At 73.9% G+C, this 14,774-nt stretch carries 14 protein-coding genes; 4 read left to right on the plus strand and 10 right to left on the minus strand.

Features of this window, described 5'->3' with window-relative positions; all coding sequences use genetic code 11:
* Positions 1-3 precede the first annotated feature (3 nt).
* From CFP66_RS39915 to CFP66_RS39930, 4 genes are read right to left on the minus strand one after another with little or no spacing between them, the layout of a single operon-like run.
* Entirely contained in the window at positions 4-861 is an 858-nt protein-coding gene (locus tag CFP66_RS39915; RefSeq protein WP_094930567.1) for a carbohydrate ABC transporter permease, read from the minus strand.
* Positions 861-1,808: a carbohydrate ABC transporter permease gene (locus CFP66_RS39920; RefSeq protein WP_094930568.1), complete on the minus strand. Its 948-nt coding sequence runs from the start codon at positions 1,806-1,808 to the stop codon at positions 861-863. Before CFP66_RS39920 ends, CFP66_RS39915 begins: the two co-directional genes overlap by 1 nt.
* A complete protein-coding gene (locus CFP66_RS39925; protein WP_094930569.1) occupies positions 1,798-3,057 on the minus strand; it encodes an ABC transporter substrate-binding protein in 1,260 nt (419 codons plus the stop codon). The genes CFP66_RS39920 and CFP66_RS39925 overlap by 11 nt, the downstream gene beginning before the upstream one ends.
* Positions 3,058-3,061: 4 nt before the next feature.
* On the minus strand, positions 3,062-3,859 hold the full coding sequence (locus CFP66_RS39930) for an IclR family transcriptional regulator (RefSeq protein WP_094930570.1): 798 nt from the start codon (positions 3,857-3,859) through the stop codon (positions 3,062-3,064).
* Positions 3,860-3,951: 92 nt separating this feature from the next.
* On the opposite strand from CFP66_RS39930, the gene CFP66_RS39935 reads away from it, so the two are divergent.
* Both CFP66_RS39935 and CFP66_RS39940 read left to right on the plus strand, forming a co-directional pair.
* Positions 3,952-5,112, plus strand: coding sequence for a mandelate racemase/muconate lactonizing enzyme family protein (locus CFP66_RS39935; protein ID WP_094930571.1), 1,161 nt, complete (start codon positions 3,952-3,954; stop codon positions 5,110-5,112).
* A gap of 6 nt (positions 5,113-5,118) precedes the next feature.
* The gene (locus CFP66_RS39940; protein ID WP_094930572.1) at positions 5,119-6,036 is read left to right on the plus strand and encodes a dihydrodipicolinate synthase family protein; all 918 of its coding nucleotides are present in this window, start codon (positions 5,119-5,121) and stop codon (positions 6,034-6,036) included.
* 125 nt (positions 6,037-6,161) lie between these two features.
* Here CFP66_RS39940 and CFP66_RS39945 read toward each other — a convergent pair whose 3' ends face one another.
* The 6 genes from CFP66_RS39945 to CFP66_RS39970 form a co-directional block, all read right to left on the minus strand.
* Positions 6,162-7,379: an FxLYD domain-containing protein gene (locus CFP66_RS39945; RefSeq protein WP_094930573.1), complete on the minus strand. Its 1,218-nt coding sequence runs from the start codon at positions 7,377-7,379 to the stop codon at positions 6,162-6,164.
* 311 nt (positions 7,380-7,690) lie between these two features.
* The gene (locus CFP66_RS39950; protein ID WP_094930619.1) at positions 7,691-9,229 is read right to left on the minus strand and encodes a polyamine aminopropyltransferase; all 1,539 of its coding nucleotides are present in this window, start codon (positions 9,227-9,229) and stop codon (positions 7,691-7,693) included.
* A 26-nt stretch (positions 9,230-9,255) separates the two neighbouring features.
* Positions 9,256-9,723, minus strand: a complete 468-nt coding sequence (locus CFP66_RS39955; protein WP_198961996.1) for a DUF350 domain-containing protein — start codon at positions 9,721-9,723, stop codon at positions 9,256-9,258.
* Between the two features lie 37 nt (positions 9,724-9,760).
* Positions 9,761-10,162, minus strand: a complete 402-nt coding sequence (locus CFP66_RS39960; protein WP_233160089.1) for a DUF4247 domain-containing protein — start codon at positions 10,160-10,162, stop codon at positions 9,761-9,763.
* Positions 10,159-10,668, minus strand: a complete 510-nt coding sequence (locus tag CFP66_RS39965; protein WP_094930576.1) for a DUF2617 family protein — start codon at positions 10,666-10,668, stop codon at positions 10,159-10,161. The genes CFP66_RS39960 and CFP66_RS39965 overlap by 4 nt, the downstream gene beginning before the upstream one ends.
* The gene (locus CFP66_RS39970) at positions 10,665-11,261 is read right to left on the minus strand and encodes a DUF4178 domain-containing protein (protein ID WP_094930577.1); all 597 of its coding nucleotides are present in this window, start codon (positions 11,259-11,261) and stop codon (positions 10,665-10,667) included. The genes CFP66_RS39965 and CFP66_RS39970 overlap by 4 nt, the downstream gene beginning before the upstream one ends.
* 212 nt (positions 11,262-11,473) lie before the next feature.
* Between CFP66_RS39970 and CFP66_RS39975 the strand changes: the two genes are divergently transcribed.
* On the plus strand, positions 11,474-12,673 hold the full coding sequence (locus tag CFP66_RS39975) for an LCP family protein (RefSeq protein WP_094930578.1): 1,200 nt from the start codon (positions 11,474-11,476) through the stop codon (positions 12,671-12,673).
* Positions 12,674-12,700: 27 nt separating this feature from the next.
* Positions 12,701-14,770 carry a S9 family peptidase gene (locus tag CFP66_RS39980; protein ID WP_094930579.1) on the plus strand — a complete coding sequence of 690 codons (2,070 nt, stop codon included), beginning with the start codon at positions 12,701-12,703 and terminating at the stop codon, positions 14,768-14,770.
* The last annotated feature ends 4 nt before the right edge of the window (positions 14,771-14,774 follow it).

Below are 14,774 nucleotides of genomic sequence, written 5' to 3' on the forward strand. Positions count from 1 at the left end.
GCCTCACCCCTTCACCGATCCGGCGGCCATGCCGCGGGCCAGGAACGGCTCGAGGAACACGAACAGCACCAGCATCGGCACCATCGACAGGATCCCGGCGGCCATCAGCCCGCTCCAGTCGACACTGAACTCGCCGATGAAGGACGCGATCCCCACGGTGATCGTCCAGCCGCTGGGGTTCGGCATGAGCGTGCGGGCGAAGAGGAAGTCTCCCCAGGCGAGGATGCAGGCGTAGGTGAACGTGGTGGCGAGGCCGGGCCGCAGCAACGGGACGACGACGAGCCACAGCGCCCGCAGCCGGCCGCAACCGTCGATCATCGCGGCCTCCTCCACCTCCACGGGCACGCCGTCGACGAAGCCCTTCATCAGCCAGGTCGTGAACGGCACCGTGGCGGCGACGTTGACCAGGACCACCGCCCAGAGATTGTTGATCATCCCCGCCGAGGCGAAGACGACGAACACGGGGATGATCAGCAGCGTGCCCGGCAGCATCCGGCTGAACAGCAACGTGTAGCCCATCGCCTGCTGCCCGCGCGTCCGGAACCGGGACAGGCTGTAGCCGCCCAGCGTCGAGACCACCACCGCGATCGCGGCGGTGCCGACGGTGACCAGCGCCGAGTTCCACAGCCAGCGCCCGATCGGCCGGCTCGTCAGCACCTCGCCGTAGGCGTCGAGGCTGACCGAACCGGCGGGCGGGAGCAGCGGTGGCGCGGACGTCAACAGCTGCTGCGACGGCACGACCGAGGTCATCACCATCCAGTAGACGGGGAACAGCAGGACGGCGAGCACGGCGACGCTCACCGCCAGCAGGCCCCACTGCCGGGGTGTGGTCGCGCGCCTGCGCACCGCGGTGACGCCCATCAGATGAACCCCTGTCGGACGGACCGGCCGGCCGCGAGCAGCAGCAGCCCGGCGATGAACATGGTCACGACGCCGAGTGCGGCCGACACCCCGAAGCCGAAGAACTCGAACGCCTCGTTGTAGATGCGGATCGCCAGCGTGCGGGTGGCGTCGTCGGGACCGCCGCCGGTGAGCGGGAAGATGAAGTCGAACTCGCGGAACACCCCGACGCCGGTGATCACGATGGCCAGCGCCGACGGCGCCCGCAGGGCGGGCCAGGTGACGTAGCGGAACTGCTGCCACGGACGCGCACCGTCGATCCGGGCGGCCTCGTACAGGTCCTCGGGCACGGCCTGCAACGCCGCGAGGAGCACGAGGGTGAAGAACGGGTAGAACTTCCAGACGGTCGGGATGATCACCGCCGCCATCGCGGTGCGGCTGTCGGCGAGCCAGGCCACGTTCTCCTCGATCAGCCCGAGTGAACGCAGGAAGTAGTTGACGACGCCGAACGACCCGTCGAGCATCCAGCTGAACGCCGCGCTCACCACCACGCCCGGTACCGCCCAGGGCAGCAGCGACAGCGGGCGGACGATCCGCCTGCCGGGGAACGAGCGGTGCAGCAGCAGCGCCAGCCCGAGCCCGATGCCGAACGCCGGCGCCACCACGCCGACCGTGTAGACGACCGAGCGCCAGATGTCGCCGAGCAGCTCCGGGTCCGTGATCACCTCGACGTAGTTGGCGAGCGTGAGCGGGTACTGCCCGAGGTTCTGCAGGTCGGTGATCTCGCCGCCGCGGAACGAGAGGTGGATCGCCACGTAGAGCGGATAGGCCATGAGCAACCCGACGGCGGCGAGCGTCGGGGTGAGCATCCCGTAGGCGAACCAACGGTCGCGCTCGGCGCGGGTCCGGCCCCGGCGGGGCGGCGGCGCTGTCGCGGGCGCGCGCTCGACCATCACGTCAGGAGTCATCGCCTGCCTCTTCCAGGTCGGTGCGCAGGGTTGCGGCGGCCTCGTCGACCGGGGTGCCGCTGGCGATCAGCCGGATCGCGGCCGAGGCGACGGCGTCGCTCACCCGCCCGTGGTTGCGCCGCAGCTGCGGCGACCGGGGGAAGATGTCCACGGCCCGGTCGGCGAGCTGCCCGAACAGCTCCAGCTCCGGCGTGGCAGCCAGCGCCTCGGGGGTCACCGAGCCCTCCCGCGGCGCCGGCACCGCCGTGAGCTCGGTGTAGCGGCGCTGCCAGTCCGGTCGCGACGCCATCTCGATCAGGTCCCACACGGCCGCGGCGGTCTCCGGGTCGGCGTCGGCGGGCACGTGCAGGCTGTTGCTGACCCCTCCCGGCACGACGGGGAACGGCGGCGCGGCCACCTTCAGATGCTGCCGCACCTCCTCCGGGGCGCCCTGCACCTCCGACAGCAGGAACGGGCCGTCGATCAGCATGGCGATCTGCCCGTTGAAGAACAGCTCGTTGCGCTGCTGGGACTGGATGCCCAGCGGCGCGGTCGCCACGAGGTCGCGGTACTGACGCATGCCCTCGAGCACCTCGGGGTCGTCGGTGGTGATCCGTCCGTCCGGCTGCGACCAGGCCCCGCCGTTGCCGACGACGAACGCGGACATCTCGGTGTAGTTGTCCGAGTTCTGCACCGTGGTGGCGCCGAAGCCGAACACGTCGTCGGACAGGCCGGACACGGCCCGCGCCGCGGCGAGCATCTGCTGCGGGTCGGTCGGCACGGAGGCGCCCGCGTCGGCGAGCAGTTGCTCGTTGTAGAACAACGCGTAGCCGTACCCGAGCAGCAGCAGGCCGTAGGTGTGCTCACCCCAGCGCATCTGCTCCTGCAGCGGGCTCCAGGTCTGCGCCACGTCCGTGGTCGCCAGCTGCTCGTCCAGGGGTGCGAGCCAGCCGCGGGCCGCGAACTGCACGGCGTTGCTCGCCGGCAGGTGCACGACGTCCGGCGGGTCCCCTGCCGCGAACCGGGTGGTCTGCTGGGCCACGAAGCTGTCGAACGGCACCTGGTAGAAGTCGATGTCGACGCCCGGATGCTCGGTCTCGTAGGCGGTGATCAGCTCGTGCCACCACGGCGAGAACGACTCGTCGGCGGCCTGCCACGAGGGAAACTCGAGCACGAGCGTGTCGTCAGCAGCGCCGCCGCACGCGGACACCGTGCAGAGCGCGGCCGCGGCGGCGAGCGCCACGCTCCTGCGGAAGCGGCCTCTCGTCATGATCTCACTCCGTCGTGGATGCGGTCTGGTGGCGGGGGCCGACGTAGCCGAGGCCGATGCTGATCGCGTCGGCCACCTCGACGATCCGGCGGCCGTGCTCGACCTCCCGGTGCGCGAGGTCGATCGCCGACAGCGGGCCGGAGATCGAGATCCCGGCGACGACGTCGCCCGCGTGGTCGCGGATCGGGGCGGCCACGCACGCCCGGCCCAGCGCCAGCTCCTCGCGCTCGACCGCGTAGCCGCGCTCGGCGACCGCGGTCAGCTCCGCGTCGAGGGCGTCGTGGGCGGTGAGCGTCTGCGCGGTGAACCGGGACAGCTCCGGGATCAGCTCCCGGCGCTGCGCGGGCCCGAGCCCGAGCAGCAGGCACTTGCCCAGCCCGGTGGCGTGCAGCGGCTTGCGCTGGCCCATGAGCGTGAACGAGCGAGGGGCGAGGTGGCCCTCGAAGTTGCAGAGGTAGGACAGCGACGCGCCGCGGCGCACCGCGACGTTCGCGCCCAGCCCCGTCGCGGCGGCGAGCTCCTGCGCCCGCTGGCGGGCCTCGCGGTGCACCGGGTGCCGGTTCACCGCGGCCCCGGCCAGCCCGACGACGGCCGGGCCGAGGCGGTAGAGCGCGGTGGCCGGGTCCCGCTCCACGTATTCCAGCTGCTCCAGCGTGGCGAGCAGCCGCGACGCCGTCGACTGGCCCAGCCCGGCGCGCTGCGCGACGTCCGAGACGCGCAGATCGGCGCCCGCGTCCAGGAACGTCGCCAGCACCGAGGTGGCCCGCTCGACGCTCTGGTTCAGGCCTTGGTCCGCAGACACTGCATCGCTCCATCCGCTGTTTGCATCGCTCATGCACTGTGTGGAAGTCTTGCTCACATGCTGCATGGCGTCAACCAGCAGGTGGTTCCGTTATGAGGATCGCCGCGGTCACCACCCACGTCCTCAAGCTGCGCGCCGACGCCGCCTACCTGGGCGCCCTGCCCGACGGGAGCGCCCCGCCCGGCGGCTACGCGGTGCGCGAGCCGTGGCGCAGCCTCTACTCCGACCGCTACGAGACGCTGCTGGTGCAGGTCACCGCGGAGGACGGCACGAGCGGCTGGGGCGAGGCGCTCGCGCCGGTCGCACCGGAGGTGCCGGCCGCGGTCGTCGACCTGCTGCTCGCGCCGGTGCTGACCGGGGCCGACGCGACGGCTCCCCGGCCGGCGTGGGTGCGCCTGCGCGACCTCATGCGCGAGCGCGGGCACCTCGTCGGGCACCAGGCCGACGCCCTCGCCGCGGTCGACATCGCGCTCTGGGACCTCGCCGGGAAGCTCACCGGCCGCCGGGTGGCCGACCTCCTCGGCGGCGCGTTCCGCGAGGAGCTCCCGACCTACGTCTCCGGCCTCCCCCGCCCCGACGACGCCGCGCGCGCCGCGCTGGCCGCCGACTGGGTCCGGCGGGGCGCGCGGTCGGTGAAGCTGCACCTCGGGCACGGCGTCGCCGAGGACCTCACAACGGTCGACGCGGTCCGCGCGGCGGCCCCGGAGCTGCGCATCGCCGTGGACGCGCACTGGGCCTACCCCGTAGACGGCGCGCTACGGCTCGCGCGCGGGCTCGCCGAGCGCGGCTGCTGGTTTCTGGAGGCGCCGCTGGCGCCCGAGGACCTCGCCGGGCACGCGGAGCTGGTGTCGCGCGCGGAGCTCCCGGTCGCCGTCGGCGAGGCTCTGCGCAACCGGTTCGAGTTCGCGCAGTGGGTGGACGCGCGGGCGCTGCGGCTCGCCCAGCCCGACGTCGCCCGCACCGGCATCACCGAGTTGATGGCGATCGCCGAGGTGTGCGCCGCCCGCCACGTGCCGGTCGCCCCGCACCACTCCGTCGGGCTCGGGATCGCCCTCGCGGCCGGGTTGCACGTCAGCGCGGCCGTCGAGGACCTGGCCGCGTTCGAGTACCAGCCGACCTCGGTGGAGGTCGGCACCCGCATCCTCACCCGGCCGCTCGACGTGGCGGCCGGCTCCGCCTCCCTGCCCACCGCCCCCGGGCTCGGCGTCGAGGTCGACGCCGACGCCGTGGCCCGCCTCGCCCAGGAGTCCTGACCACCGATGTCGCACCTCGTCCACGGCCTCGTACCCATCCTCGCGACGCCGTTCACCGCGGACGGCGCGCTCGACCTGCCCGGCCTCGCCCGGTTGACCCGCTTCCAGCTGGCCGCGGGCGTCGACGGCGTGGCCACCTTCGGCATGGCCAGCGAGGGGTTCGCGCTCACCGCCGCCGAGCGTGAGCGCGTGCTGGCCACGATCGTCGAGGTCGTCGACGGCGCTGTGCCCGTGGTGGCCGGTGTGAACGGCACCTCGACGGTCGTCGCGATCGAGCAGGCGCGCGCCGCGCAGGACGGCGGCGCACAGGCGCTGATGGTGCTGCCGCCGTTCCTGGTCAAGCCCAGCGCCCCGCAGCTGGTCGACTTCTACGGCGACGTGGCCGCCGCCGTGTCGTGCGAGGTCATGGTGCAGGACGCGCCGGGCGCCACCGGCGTCGCGATGCCGCCCGCGCTCATCGCGACCCTCGCCGGGCTCGACGGCGTCACCTCGGTGAAGGTCGAGGCGCCGCCGACGGCGCCGAAGGTCGGCCAGGTGGTCGAGGCGCTGGCCGCGGCGGTGGCCGACGACGGCTTCGCGGTGCTCGGCGGGCAGAACTCCCAGTTCGTGCTCGAGGAGTACCACCGCGGCGCGATCGGCACGATGCCGGCGTGCGAGTTCCCCGACCTGCTGCGCCCCGTGCTCGCCGACTGGGAGGCGGGCAGGCGCACCGAGGCCCGCGCCGCGTTCGCCCGCCTCACCCCCCTGGTGCTCTTCGGCCTGCAGCCGGGCATCGCCTGGGCCGTGCACAAGGAGGTGCTGGTGCGCCGCGGCATCATCGAGACGGCGACGGTCCGCTCTCCCGCGGCGGCCCTCGACGAGGCCACGCGCGCGAGCCTGCACACCCTGCTCGACGAGCTGGAGCTGCCCGACGTGCCGGTCTGACGAGGGCGCGACACACGCGCCCTCACACCCCGACTCGCGGAGGGCGGGCCCCGAACCCCGCGAGTCGGGGTGTGGATGCACGCGTGTCGCGCCCTCGCTGCGCGCGAGTCGCACGGGCTGTGCCCTCAGCTGCCGAATCGCGTGACGTCGGCGACCTGGCACGCCGCCGGACCGGGCTGCGCCTGCTCGGTGGCGGTGCCGGTCGCGTCCATCCCGGACAGGGCCACGCTCTGCCCCGGCGCCAGCGAGTTCGCGATGGCGTTGATCTCACCGATGCGGGCACCTGCGTCGTCGTTCACGCTGACGGTGACGGTGTAGGTCTGCGGGTCCTCCGTGCTGTTGGTGATCTCGATCGTGCCCTCGGCCACCACGAGGCCGTACCCACGGTCGACGATGGCGCAGTCGCGGGCCACCACGTCCTGCATCGCCGCGGGATCGTCACCGGTCAACCCGGCGAGCTGCCGGTCGAACGCCGCCACCGCCGCGTTCTGGGCCATCAGGGTGAAGGCGAGGGCCGCGACGCAGAGCACGACGGCGATGAGCGACAGCACCTTGCGCGACCCGAACACCGCGATGATGCCGAGGACGAGGCCGACGGCCGCGGCGATGGCCGTGACGTTGTTCAGGATGATGACGGGCGACCCGACGACGCCCACTATCCCGAGGATGAGCGCCGCCCAGGCGAGTCCCCCGAACCGTTGACGCCGCGGTGGCGCCGGGTCCGCCGGTGCGGGAGACGCAGGAGGCGCCGGAGCCTCGCGGTGCTGTGCAGGCGCCTGCTGGTGGGCCCGGTAACGATCGGGATGCACCGGGGCGACGTCCGATCGGGGCGAACGCTCGTGCGCCGGCAGCCGGTCCTCGTGCATCCGGCCGGGCTGCCCTCGGTACCCCTGCTCCGGATGGCTGTGGTCCGGATAGCTGTGGTCCGGATGGCTGTACTCCGGGTACGGCGGAACCGGAGAGCCCTGGTTCCGAGGCCCCAGGACGTGGCGGCCGTGCTGCTCCGCGTAAGGATCGGTGGCGGAGGCCTGTCGCTGGGGCGGCGGCGCGGAGCGCGCCTGCCGCGGGTGCGGGTGCCCTCCCGAATTCGGCTCCCGGTACTGCTGCTGCCGGCGGCGCTGTTCGGGGAACGCCTGCTCCGGGAAGCCGCGTTCCGGGCTGCCCCGGTCCGGGAAGCGCGCGTCGAAGCCCTGCGCCGGGTAGGCCTGCTGCGGGTCGTCCGGCTCGGGGTGGCCGTGCCGGGGGCCGGGACCACCCTGCTCGGGGTGGTCCGGGCGCCGGTAGGGCTCCGGGGGAGCCTGGCGCTCGTACGGATTGGGCCGGGGATGGCGGGGAGCGGTCATCCGATGTCCGATCTGTGCAGAGGTGTGCCCTGCATGACTCGATCTCCGCCGAGCACCGTTACGGGGGAACCGATCTGCGGGCCCCGCCGGCCGGCCGAAGACCCCTGCGAGCCGCGCACCGGGGTCGCGCCGACCGCGCTGACGTACGACACGCTGCGATCGCCTCGTCGAGATCGTTCCGAGCCGTGCCTGAGCGCCGTACCTGGCGCCGTCCGGTACGGGTCGGACGGATCATGAGGTGCCGGTCGTAGGCCGGCAGCGCAGGTGTCGCGACACGTGCGGTTCCGGGCCCCGACCCGTGGGAAACGTGGTCAGCGGCCCACGTAGCCGTGGCGCGTGTCGTCCACCACCAGGGGGCGGTCCAGCGTCGACGGGGGCAGAGGCTGTGGGAGGCGGTCGCGGGGGAACACCGCGGCCGCCTGCAGCACGGTCTCGTCGAGGAACCTCAGGGGCGGGGCCTGTGCCGAGAGCGTCAGGGCCGGCGGTGCCCCGCCGGAGCCCGCCAGCGCGAAGCCCCAGTCGCCGAAGCTGGGCACGTGCACGTGGTAGGGCGTCACGGCGAGGCCGGCCGAGGAGATCGTCGAGATCGTGCGCCAGTACGCCGTGGGCGTGGAGTACGGGCTGCCTGCCTGCACCGACACCAGCCCACCCGGGTTCAGCGCGGCGCGCACCAATCCGTAGAACTCGGTGGAGTAGAGCCTGCCCAGGGCCGGGGTGTCGGGGTCGGGCATGTCGACGACCACCGCGTCGAAGCCGTGCGCGGCCGGTTCCCGCAGCCAGGTGAAGGCGTCGGCGGCGATCACGTCGACGCGCGGGTCGGTCAACGAACCGCCGTTGAGCTCGGCGAGCCGGGTGCGCGCCAGGTCGAGGACGGCCGGGTCCAGGTCCACCTGCACGATCTCGCGCACCGACGGGTGGCGCAGCACCTCCCGGGCGGCCAGTCCGTCGCCCCCGCCGAGGATCAGCACCCGCTCGGGGTCGTCCGCCAGCACCGGGTGCACGAGTGTCTCGGTGTAGCGGTACTCGTCGAGGCTGGAGAACTGCAGGTCGCCGTCGAGGTAGAGCCGCACGTCGCCGTTGCGTTCGGTGAGCACCACCTGCTGGTAGGCCGACTGCTCGGCGACGACGACCGGATCGGCGTAGAGCCGCTGCCGGGCCGTCACCTCGATGTCCTGGGCCCGGACCAGCAGCACGCCCAGCACGACGGCTGCGGCGAGCAGCGCGGCGGTGGCCGTGCGCCGGGCCGGCACGCTCATCTGCTCCCGCAGCAGGAACGCCGCGACGACGGCGGCAGCCGCCAGGTTCACCATCCCGGTCACGGCCGCACCGCGGACCTGCCCGGCCAGCGGCAACAGCACGAACGGCCAGACGAGGCCCCCCAGCAGGGCACCGGCGTAGTCGGCGGCGTTGAGGTCGGCGAGCACCTTCCCCGACGTGCGGGCGTCGATGCCGGTGCGCCCGGACTGCAGCAGCGTCATCAGCAGGGGCACCTCCGCCCCGACGAGGACGCCGATCACCGCGGTGGCCCCGACCAGGACGGCGGTGCTCGTGCCGTAGAAGGAGAAGGTGACATACAGCGTCACCGCGCTGAGCCCGCCCACGACGCCGAGCAGGATCTCCACCCCGACGAAGACCGTCGCCGCGTGCCCCAGCAGGGGCTTCACCAGCAGCGCGCCGGCGCCGAGCGCCGCCACGAAGCCGGCGACGATCAAGGACGTCTCGGTGATGCCGCCGCCGACGAGGCTCGCCGACAGCGTGAGCAGGACCAGCTCGTAGACCAGCCCGCAGGCGGCGCAGACGGCCACCGCGGCGAGCAACAGCGGCCGGGCCCACCGCAGAGGGGGCCTCATCCGCGTGCCCGCCGTCACCGGATCGCTCAGGACAGCGCGGCGGCGTTCACCGCGCCGATCGCAACCAGGCTGATGCCCACCGCCCAGGCCGTGCCGTTCATGCGCGGCTCGTTGACGAGGTTGCGCAGGTGGCCGGGGACGAACGCGTCGAGCAGCCGGAGCGCCACCGCCTGCAGCACGACACCGATGATCCCGTAGACGGCCGAGTCGACCAGGCCCTGGCCCAGGCTGTCGGCGCTCGTCATGATCGAGGTGACGACGATCATCGCCAGTGCGAGGTGGTTGGCCCCGAGCAGGATCGCCGCGTTCGGGTTGCGGTCGACGTAGACCTGCCGGCGCAGGTTGCCCGGCGTGAGCAGGTCGAGGGCGAGGAAGCCCAGGCTCAGCACGACGGCGCCGACGACGAAGAACAGCAGCGTCGCGACGATGCCCTGCGCGAGCGAGCCACCGTCGACCGCGCCGAACTCGAGGGCTTGTACGGCGGTGTGCGTCACGTGCACGGGTTCCTCCTGGATGGTGCGGGGAGCGCGTTCACTTCGAGTCCCCCGGTCCGCCGCTGATGGCGCCGCCCGCGGGCGAGCCCGGGTTGAACCCGGGGCCGAGGTAGGCGAAGAAGCCGCCGCGGTACCGGTCGTCCAGATCCTCGACGTGGACGGTGCTGCCGGCGGGCGCCGCGCTCACGATCACGATGTCGTCGTCGTAGCGCAGGTACTCGGCGCCGCCGTCGGCCTGCCGCGCGGCAGGCTGCGCGGCGGCGGCGATCGCGGCGACCGTGGTGCCGACGGGGCTGGTCGCCGTGTAGGTGGCGCTGTCCCCGCTGCGGTTCTGGAGCTGGTAGGTGTCGTCGAGGTGGTTGCGGACGTCGTTGCCGACGCCGCAGCCGCCCAGCAGCAGCGCGCCGGCGGCGAGAAGCGCGGCGAGGGCCCGGTTCACGGCGTCCACCTGCTCCGCGTCGTCACGATCACGCTCCTCTCGGGGCCGGGGTAGAGGTGCCAGGTCTCCCACGTCCAGCCGCCGGCGGGCAGCGCCGCGGCCGTGAGCGCGGTCAGCGCCCCCGCTCCGCCCGGGAAGGCGCCGCAGAGCCAGTGCTCCTCGCGCTCCGCCCGGATCCGCAGCCGCGCCGCGGTGGCGTCGAACTCCGCGCGCGGAGGTGCCGTGACCGTGGAGGACATCGTGTAGGCGCCCACCTCCGCCCGCTCGGGCAGCTCCTGCCCGCCCGCGGCGAGCGCGTCGCAGGACACCTGCTCGGTGATCTGCTGCCCGTCCGCCACAGCGGTGACGACGTGCGACGCACCGAGCACGCCGAGCACGAGGGTGGCGCCGCGGCCGTCGTCGAGGGTGAGCTGCGCCAGCGCGGCGGGTGCGGGCGCGTCGAGGAGCAGGCCCAGCGCCTCGGCCCGGACGTCTCGCGGCTCGACGTCCAGGTCGTGCAGGCTCACGTTCCCGGAGCCGAGTGGTAGACGGTGAGCTCGCCGCGCGACACCGAGCGGCCGGTCGAGACCTCCCAGGACTGCGTGGCGGCCCAGCGCTCGAACGCGATCATGCCGGTGCCGTCGGCGGTGGCGTAGTCCGCGTAGTCGACCTCGCCGCTCGGCGGGGTGCCCGTGGTGCCCTCGGCGGTGTAGCTCGCGCGGCCGCGCTCGATCTGGCGGTGGACCTTGTCGTCGAGGATCACGTCGCCGTCGGGGGTGAGGCCGGTGCCCTCGCGCCGCATCCACAGCGTCATCTCGAGCTCGCCCTCGTCGTCCTCGACGGTGAGCCAGCGGCGGCCGGTGGAGCCGTCGAGCAGGTGCTCGCGCCAGGTCGTCCCGCCCTCGGACAGCACGATCGTGCCGCGGACGACGTGGTCGATCCCGGCGTAGGTGATGATGTCGCCCACCCCGATCTTGTGCGGGTCGTAGACGTCCGGCTCGTTCGCGAGGGGGTCGACGCGGCCGGGGGCCGCCTTCCCCCGCGACCGCTGCCGCAGCACGAGGACGACGACGCCGGCCAGCACGACGATCACGAGCAGGGCGAGCAGCAGTTCGGTCATGACGGCTCCTCGGACCGGCGGGACTGATCGGCGAGACCCTAGCGTCCGTGGCATCCGGGTGTTCGCACCCACCGGGCGGGGCGGTGCCGCCGTTCGGAGGAGCCGGGCTGCAGGCGGCCCAACTATAGTGGTCAGGAGGCCTGCGTCGGCGGCCGTGGAGTCCCGGTCGGTCGCGCTGAGGCGCCGGTCCAGGCGCTGGTGACCGGAGAGACATGATCGCGAGACGCACCGTGCTGATCACTGTGCGCGCGATCACCGCGCTCGCCTCGGCCGCCGCGCTCGTGGCCGCGGGGTTCGTCTGGTCGCTGCACCAGCGCGTCGACACCGCCGTCGTCACGAGCGACGCCGCGATCCCCACGCCACGCCCCACCCCGGTGGGCGAGGAGTTCACCGCCCTGCTGGTGGGGCTCGACGCCCGTACCGACGCCCACGGCGCCCCGCTGCCGCCCGCCCTCCTCGACGCCCTGCACGCCGGGCCCGACGAGGGACAGCTGCACACCGACACGATCATCCTGCTGCACGTCCCCGCGGGCGCGGACGCGCAGGCGGTGGCCGTGTCGATCCCGCGCGACTCCTTCGTGCGCATCGCGGGCGGGCGGGGCACACACAAGATCAATTCGGCGTACCGGCGCGGGATGCAGGACGCCGAGGACGCCCTGCGCGCCCAGGGAATCGAGGGCGCCGAGCTCGACCGGCGCGCCCGGGAGGCGGGCCGGCGCACCCTTGTGGCCACCGTGCAGGAGCTCACGGGCGTCGAGGTGGACCACTTCGCCGAGATCGGCATGGCGGGGTTCGTGGAGCTGACCGAGGCCCTCGGCGGGGTGCCCGTGTGCCTGAACGCCCCCGTCCGCGACCCGTACTCCGGTGTCGACCTGCCGGCCGGACCGCACCTGGTGAGCGGGGCGGGCGCGCTCGCGTTCGTCCGGCAGCGGCACGGGCTCGCCGACGGTGACCTCGACCGCATCGCCCGCCAGCAGGCCTTCGTCGCAGGCCTCAGCAGGCGGGTGCTGGAGGCGGGCAGCCTCTCCGACCCGCTGCGGCTGCAGCGCCTGCTGGACATCGGCACCCGCTACGTCGTGCTCGACCGGGGCTGGGACCTCGACCAGGCCCTCACCCAGCTGCGCCGCGTCTCCGGCGAGGCGCTCGCCTTCCACACCATCCCGACCGGCCGCCCCGACCTGCACACCCCGGTGGACGGCATCGCCGTCGAGATCGACCGCGATGCCGTGCGCGCGTTCGTCGAGGAGTTGCTGGAGGCCGCGCCGTCGACCACGAGACCCACCACCGCGACGATGACCACCGCGCCCACCGCCACCGCGGAACAGGGCGACTCCGAGCGGGTCACGCTGCGCCCCACCACTGCACCGACGTCGCCGCCGATCACCGCGGGCGGCGTCCCCTGCGTGGACTGACGCCCGCCCCGGGCACACTGGTCCGCCGTGACCGACAGCTTCCCGCGCAGACAGGCCCGCACCCGCCGCTTCACCCTCGGCGCCCCACGCGGCGTCACCGTCTCGCCCGACGGCGAGCGGGTCGTGTTCCTGCGCAGCCGCGCCGGCACCGACCCCGTCACCTGCCTCTGGACGCTGGACCTGCACACCGGTGAGGAACGGCTCGTCGTCGACCCGCGTGAGCTGGAAACCGCAGGCGAGGACCTGCCACCGGAGGAGAAGGCCCGCCGCGAGCGCAGCCGGGAACAGGCGGGCGGCGTCGTCGGCTACGCCACCGACCGGCCGGTCACGACGGCCGCGTTCACACTGTCCGGGAAGCTGTTCGTCGCGGACTTCGCCGGCGGGCTGAGCCCGCGTCTCGTCGACACCCCCGACGGCGTCGTCGACCCGCGGCCCGACCCGCACGGACGTCGCGTCGCGTTCGTCAGCGGCGGCGCGCTGCACGTCCACGACGTCACCGCCCGCACGAACACGGCGCTCGCCGAACCGGACGGTCCGCACGTCACCTACGGCCTCGCCGATTTCGTCGCGGCCGAGGAGATGGGCCGGATGCGCGGGTACTGGTGGGCGCCCGACGGTGAGTCGCTGCTGGTGGCGCGCGTCGACGACGCGCCCGTGCGGCGCTGGCACATCGCCGACCCCGCGCACCCGGAGCGCCCGCCCGCCGTCGTCGCCTATCCCGCCGCCGGCACCCCGAACGCCCGCGTGAGCCTCGAACTGATCGCGCTCGACGGCACCGTCGTGCCCGTCCGGTGGGACGCCGTCCGCGACGAGTACCTCGCCGACGCCGTCTGGGACGCGCACGGACTGCTGGTGGTCGTGCAACAGCGCGACCAGCGCGCCCTGCGGGTGCTGCGCGTCGACCCGGCCACCGGCGACACCACGCCCGTGCACGAGCAGACCGATGCCGCCTGGGTGGACCTCGTGCCCGGCGTGCCCGCGCACACCGAGTCGGGCGCGCTGGTCACGGTCGGCGACGTCGAGGGGAGCAAGCGCCTGGTCGTCGACGGCGAGCCGGTGACACCCGCGTCGCTGCAGGTGCGCGACGTCGCCGACGTCGACGGCGACGTGGTGCTGTTCCGCGCGAGCGAGGACCCCACGTCGATCGGGCTGTGGACCTGGGGACCGGACGGCGTCACGCCGGTCGCGGGCGGGACGGGGATGCACAGCGGGCGACTGGCCGGCGGCACGCTCGTGGTGACCCGGCAGGACCTGGACACCGACGGCGCCACCACCACCGTGCGGCGCGGCGGGAGCGAACGCACCATCGCCTCGTTCGCCGACCTGCCCGGCCTGACGCCGCGGGTCACGCTGCTCACCGCGGGCGAGCGCGACCTGCGCGCCGCGGTGCTGCTGCCCACCGGGCACGAGCCCGGCACCCCGCTGCCGGTCCTCATGGACCCCTATGGCGGCCCGCACGCGCAGCGCGTGGTCGCCGCCCGGAGCGCGTACCTGACCAGCCAGTGGTTCGCCGACCAGGGCTTCGCCGTCGTCGTCGTCGACGGGCGGGGCACGCCCGGGCGCGGCCCGGCGTTCGAGCGGGCGGTGCACGGGGACCTCGCCGCGCCCGTGCTGGCCGACCAGGTCGACGCCCTGCACGCCGTCGCGGAGCGGTACCCGGATCTCGACCTCGGCCGCGTCGGCATCCGCGGCTGGTCCTTCGGCGGTTACCTCGCCGCGCTCGCCGTGCTGCGCCGCCCCGACGTCTTCCACGCGGCCGTCGCGGGCGCACCGGTCACCGACTGGTCGCTCTACGACACCCACTACACGGAGCGCTACCTCGGCCGCCCCGACACCGACCCGGACGCCTACGCCCGCTCCTCGCTGATCGACGACGCGCCCGCGCTGACCCGCCCGCTGCTGCTGGTGCACGGGCTCGCCGACGACAACGTGGTCGCGGCGCACACCCTGCGCCTGTCCTCGGCGCTGCTCGCCGCGGGCCGCCCGCACAGCGTGCTGCCGCTGTCGGGCGTCACGCACATGACGCCGCAGGAGGTCGTCGCGGAGAACCTGCTCCTGCTGCAGGTCCAGTTCCTCCAGCAGGCCCTGGCGCCCTGAGGCC

The sequence above is a fragment of the Pseudonocardia sp. MH-G8 genome, from assembly GCF_002262885.1.
GTDB lineage: Bacteria > Actinomycetota > Actinomycetes > Mycobacteriales > Pseudonocardiaceae > Pseudonocardia.

Bases quoted from the DNA above. Each gene is read 5' to 3' on its own strand.
- CFP66_RS39950 (WP_094930619.1), bottom strand. From the start codon at position 9,229: ATGAGGCCCCCTCTGCGGTGGGCCCGGCCGCTGTTGCTCGCCGCGGTG.
- CFP66_RS39915 (WP_094930567.1), bottom strand. From the start codon at position 861: ATGGGCGTCACCGCGGTGCGCAGGCGCGCGACCACACCCCGGCAGTGG.
- CFP66_RS39940 (WP_094930572.1), top strand. From the start codon at position 5,119: ATGTCGCACCTCGTCCACGGCCTCGTACCCATCCTCGCGACGCCGTTC.
- CFP66_RS39925 (WP_094930569.1), bottom strand. From the start codon at position 3,057: ATGACGAGAGGCCGCTTCCGCAGGAGCGTGGCGCTCGCCGCCGCGGCC.
- CFP66_RS39935 (WP_094930571.1), top strand. From the start codon at position 3,952: ATGAGGATCGCCGCGGTCACCACCCACGTCCTCAAGCTGCGCGCCGAC.
- CFP66_RS39970 (WP_094930577.1), bottom strand. From the start codon at position 11,261: ATGACCGAACTGCTGCTCGCCCTGCTCGTGATCGTCGTGCTGGCCGGC.
- CFP66_RS39945 (WP_094930573.1), bottom strand. From the start codon at position 7,379: ATGACCGCTCCCCGCCATCCCCGGCCCAATCCGTACGAGCGCCAGGCT.
- CFP66_RS39920 (WP_094930568.1), bottom strand. From the start codon at position 1,808: ATGACTCCTGACGTGATGGTCGAGCGCGCGCCCGCGACAGCGCCGCCG.
- CFP66_RS39975 (WP_094930578.1), top strand. From the start codon at position 11,474: ATGATCGCGAGACGCACCGTGCTGATCACTGTGCGCGCGATCACCGCG.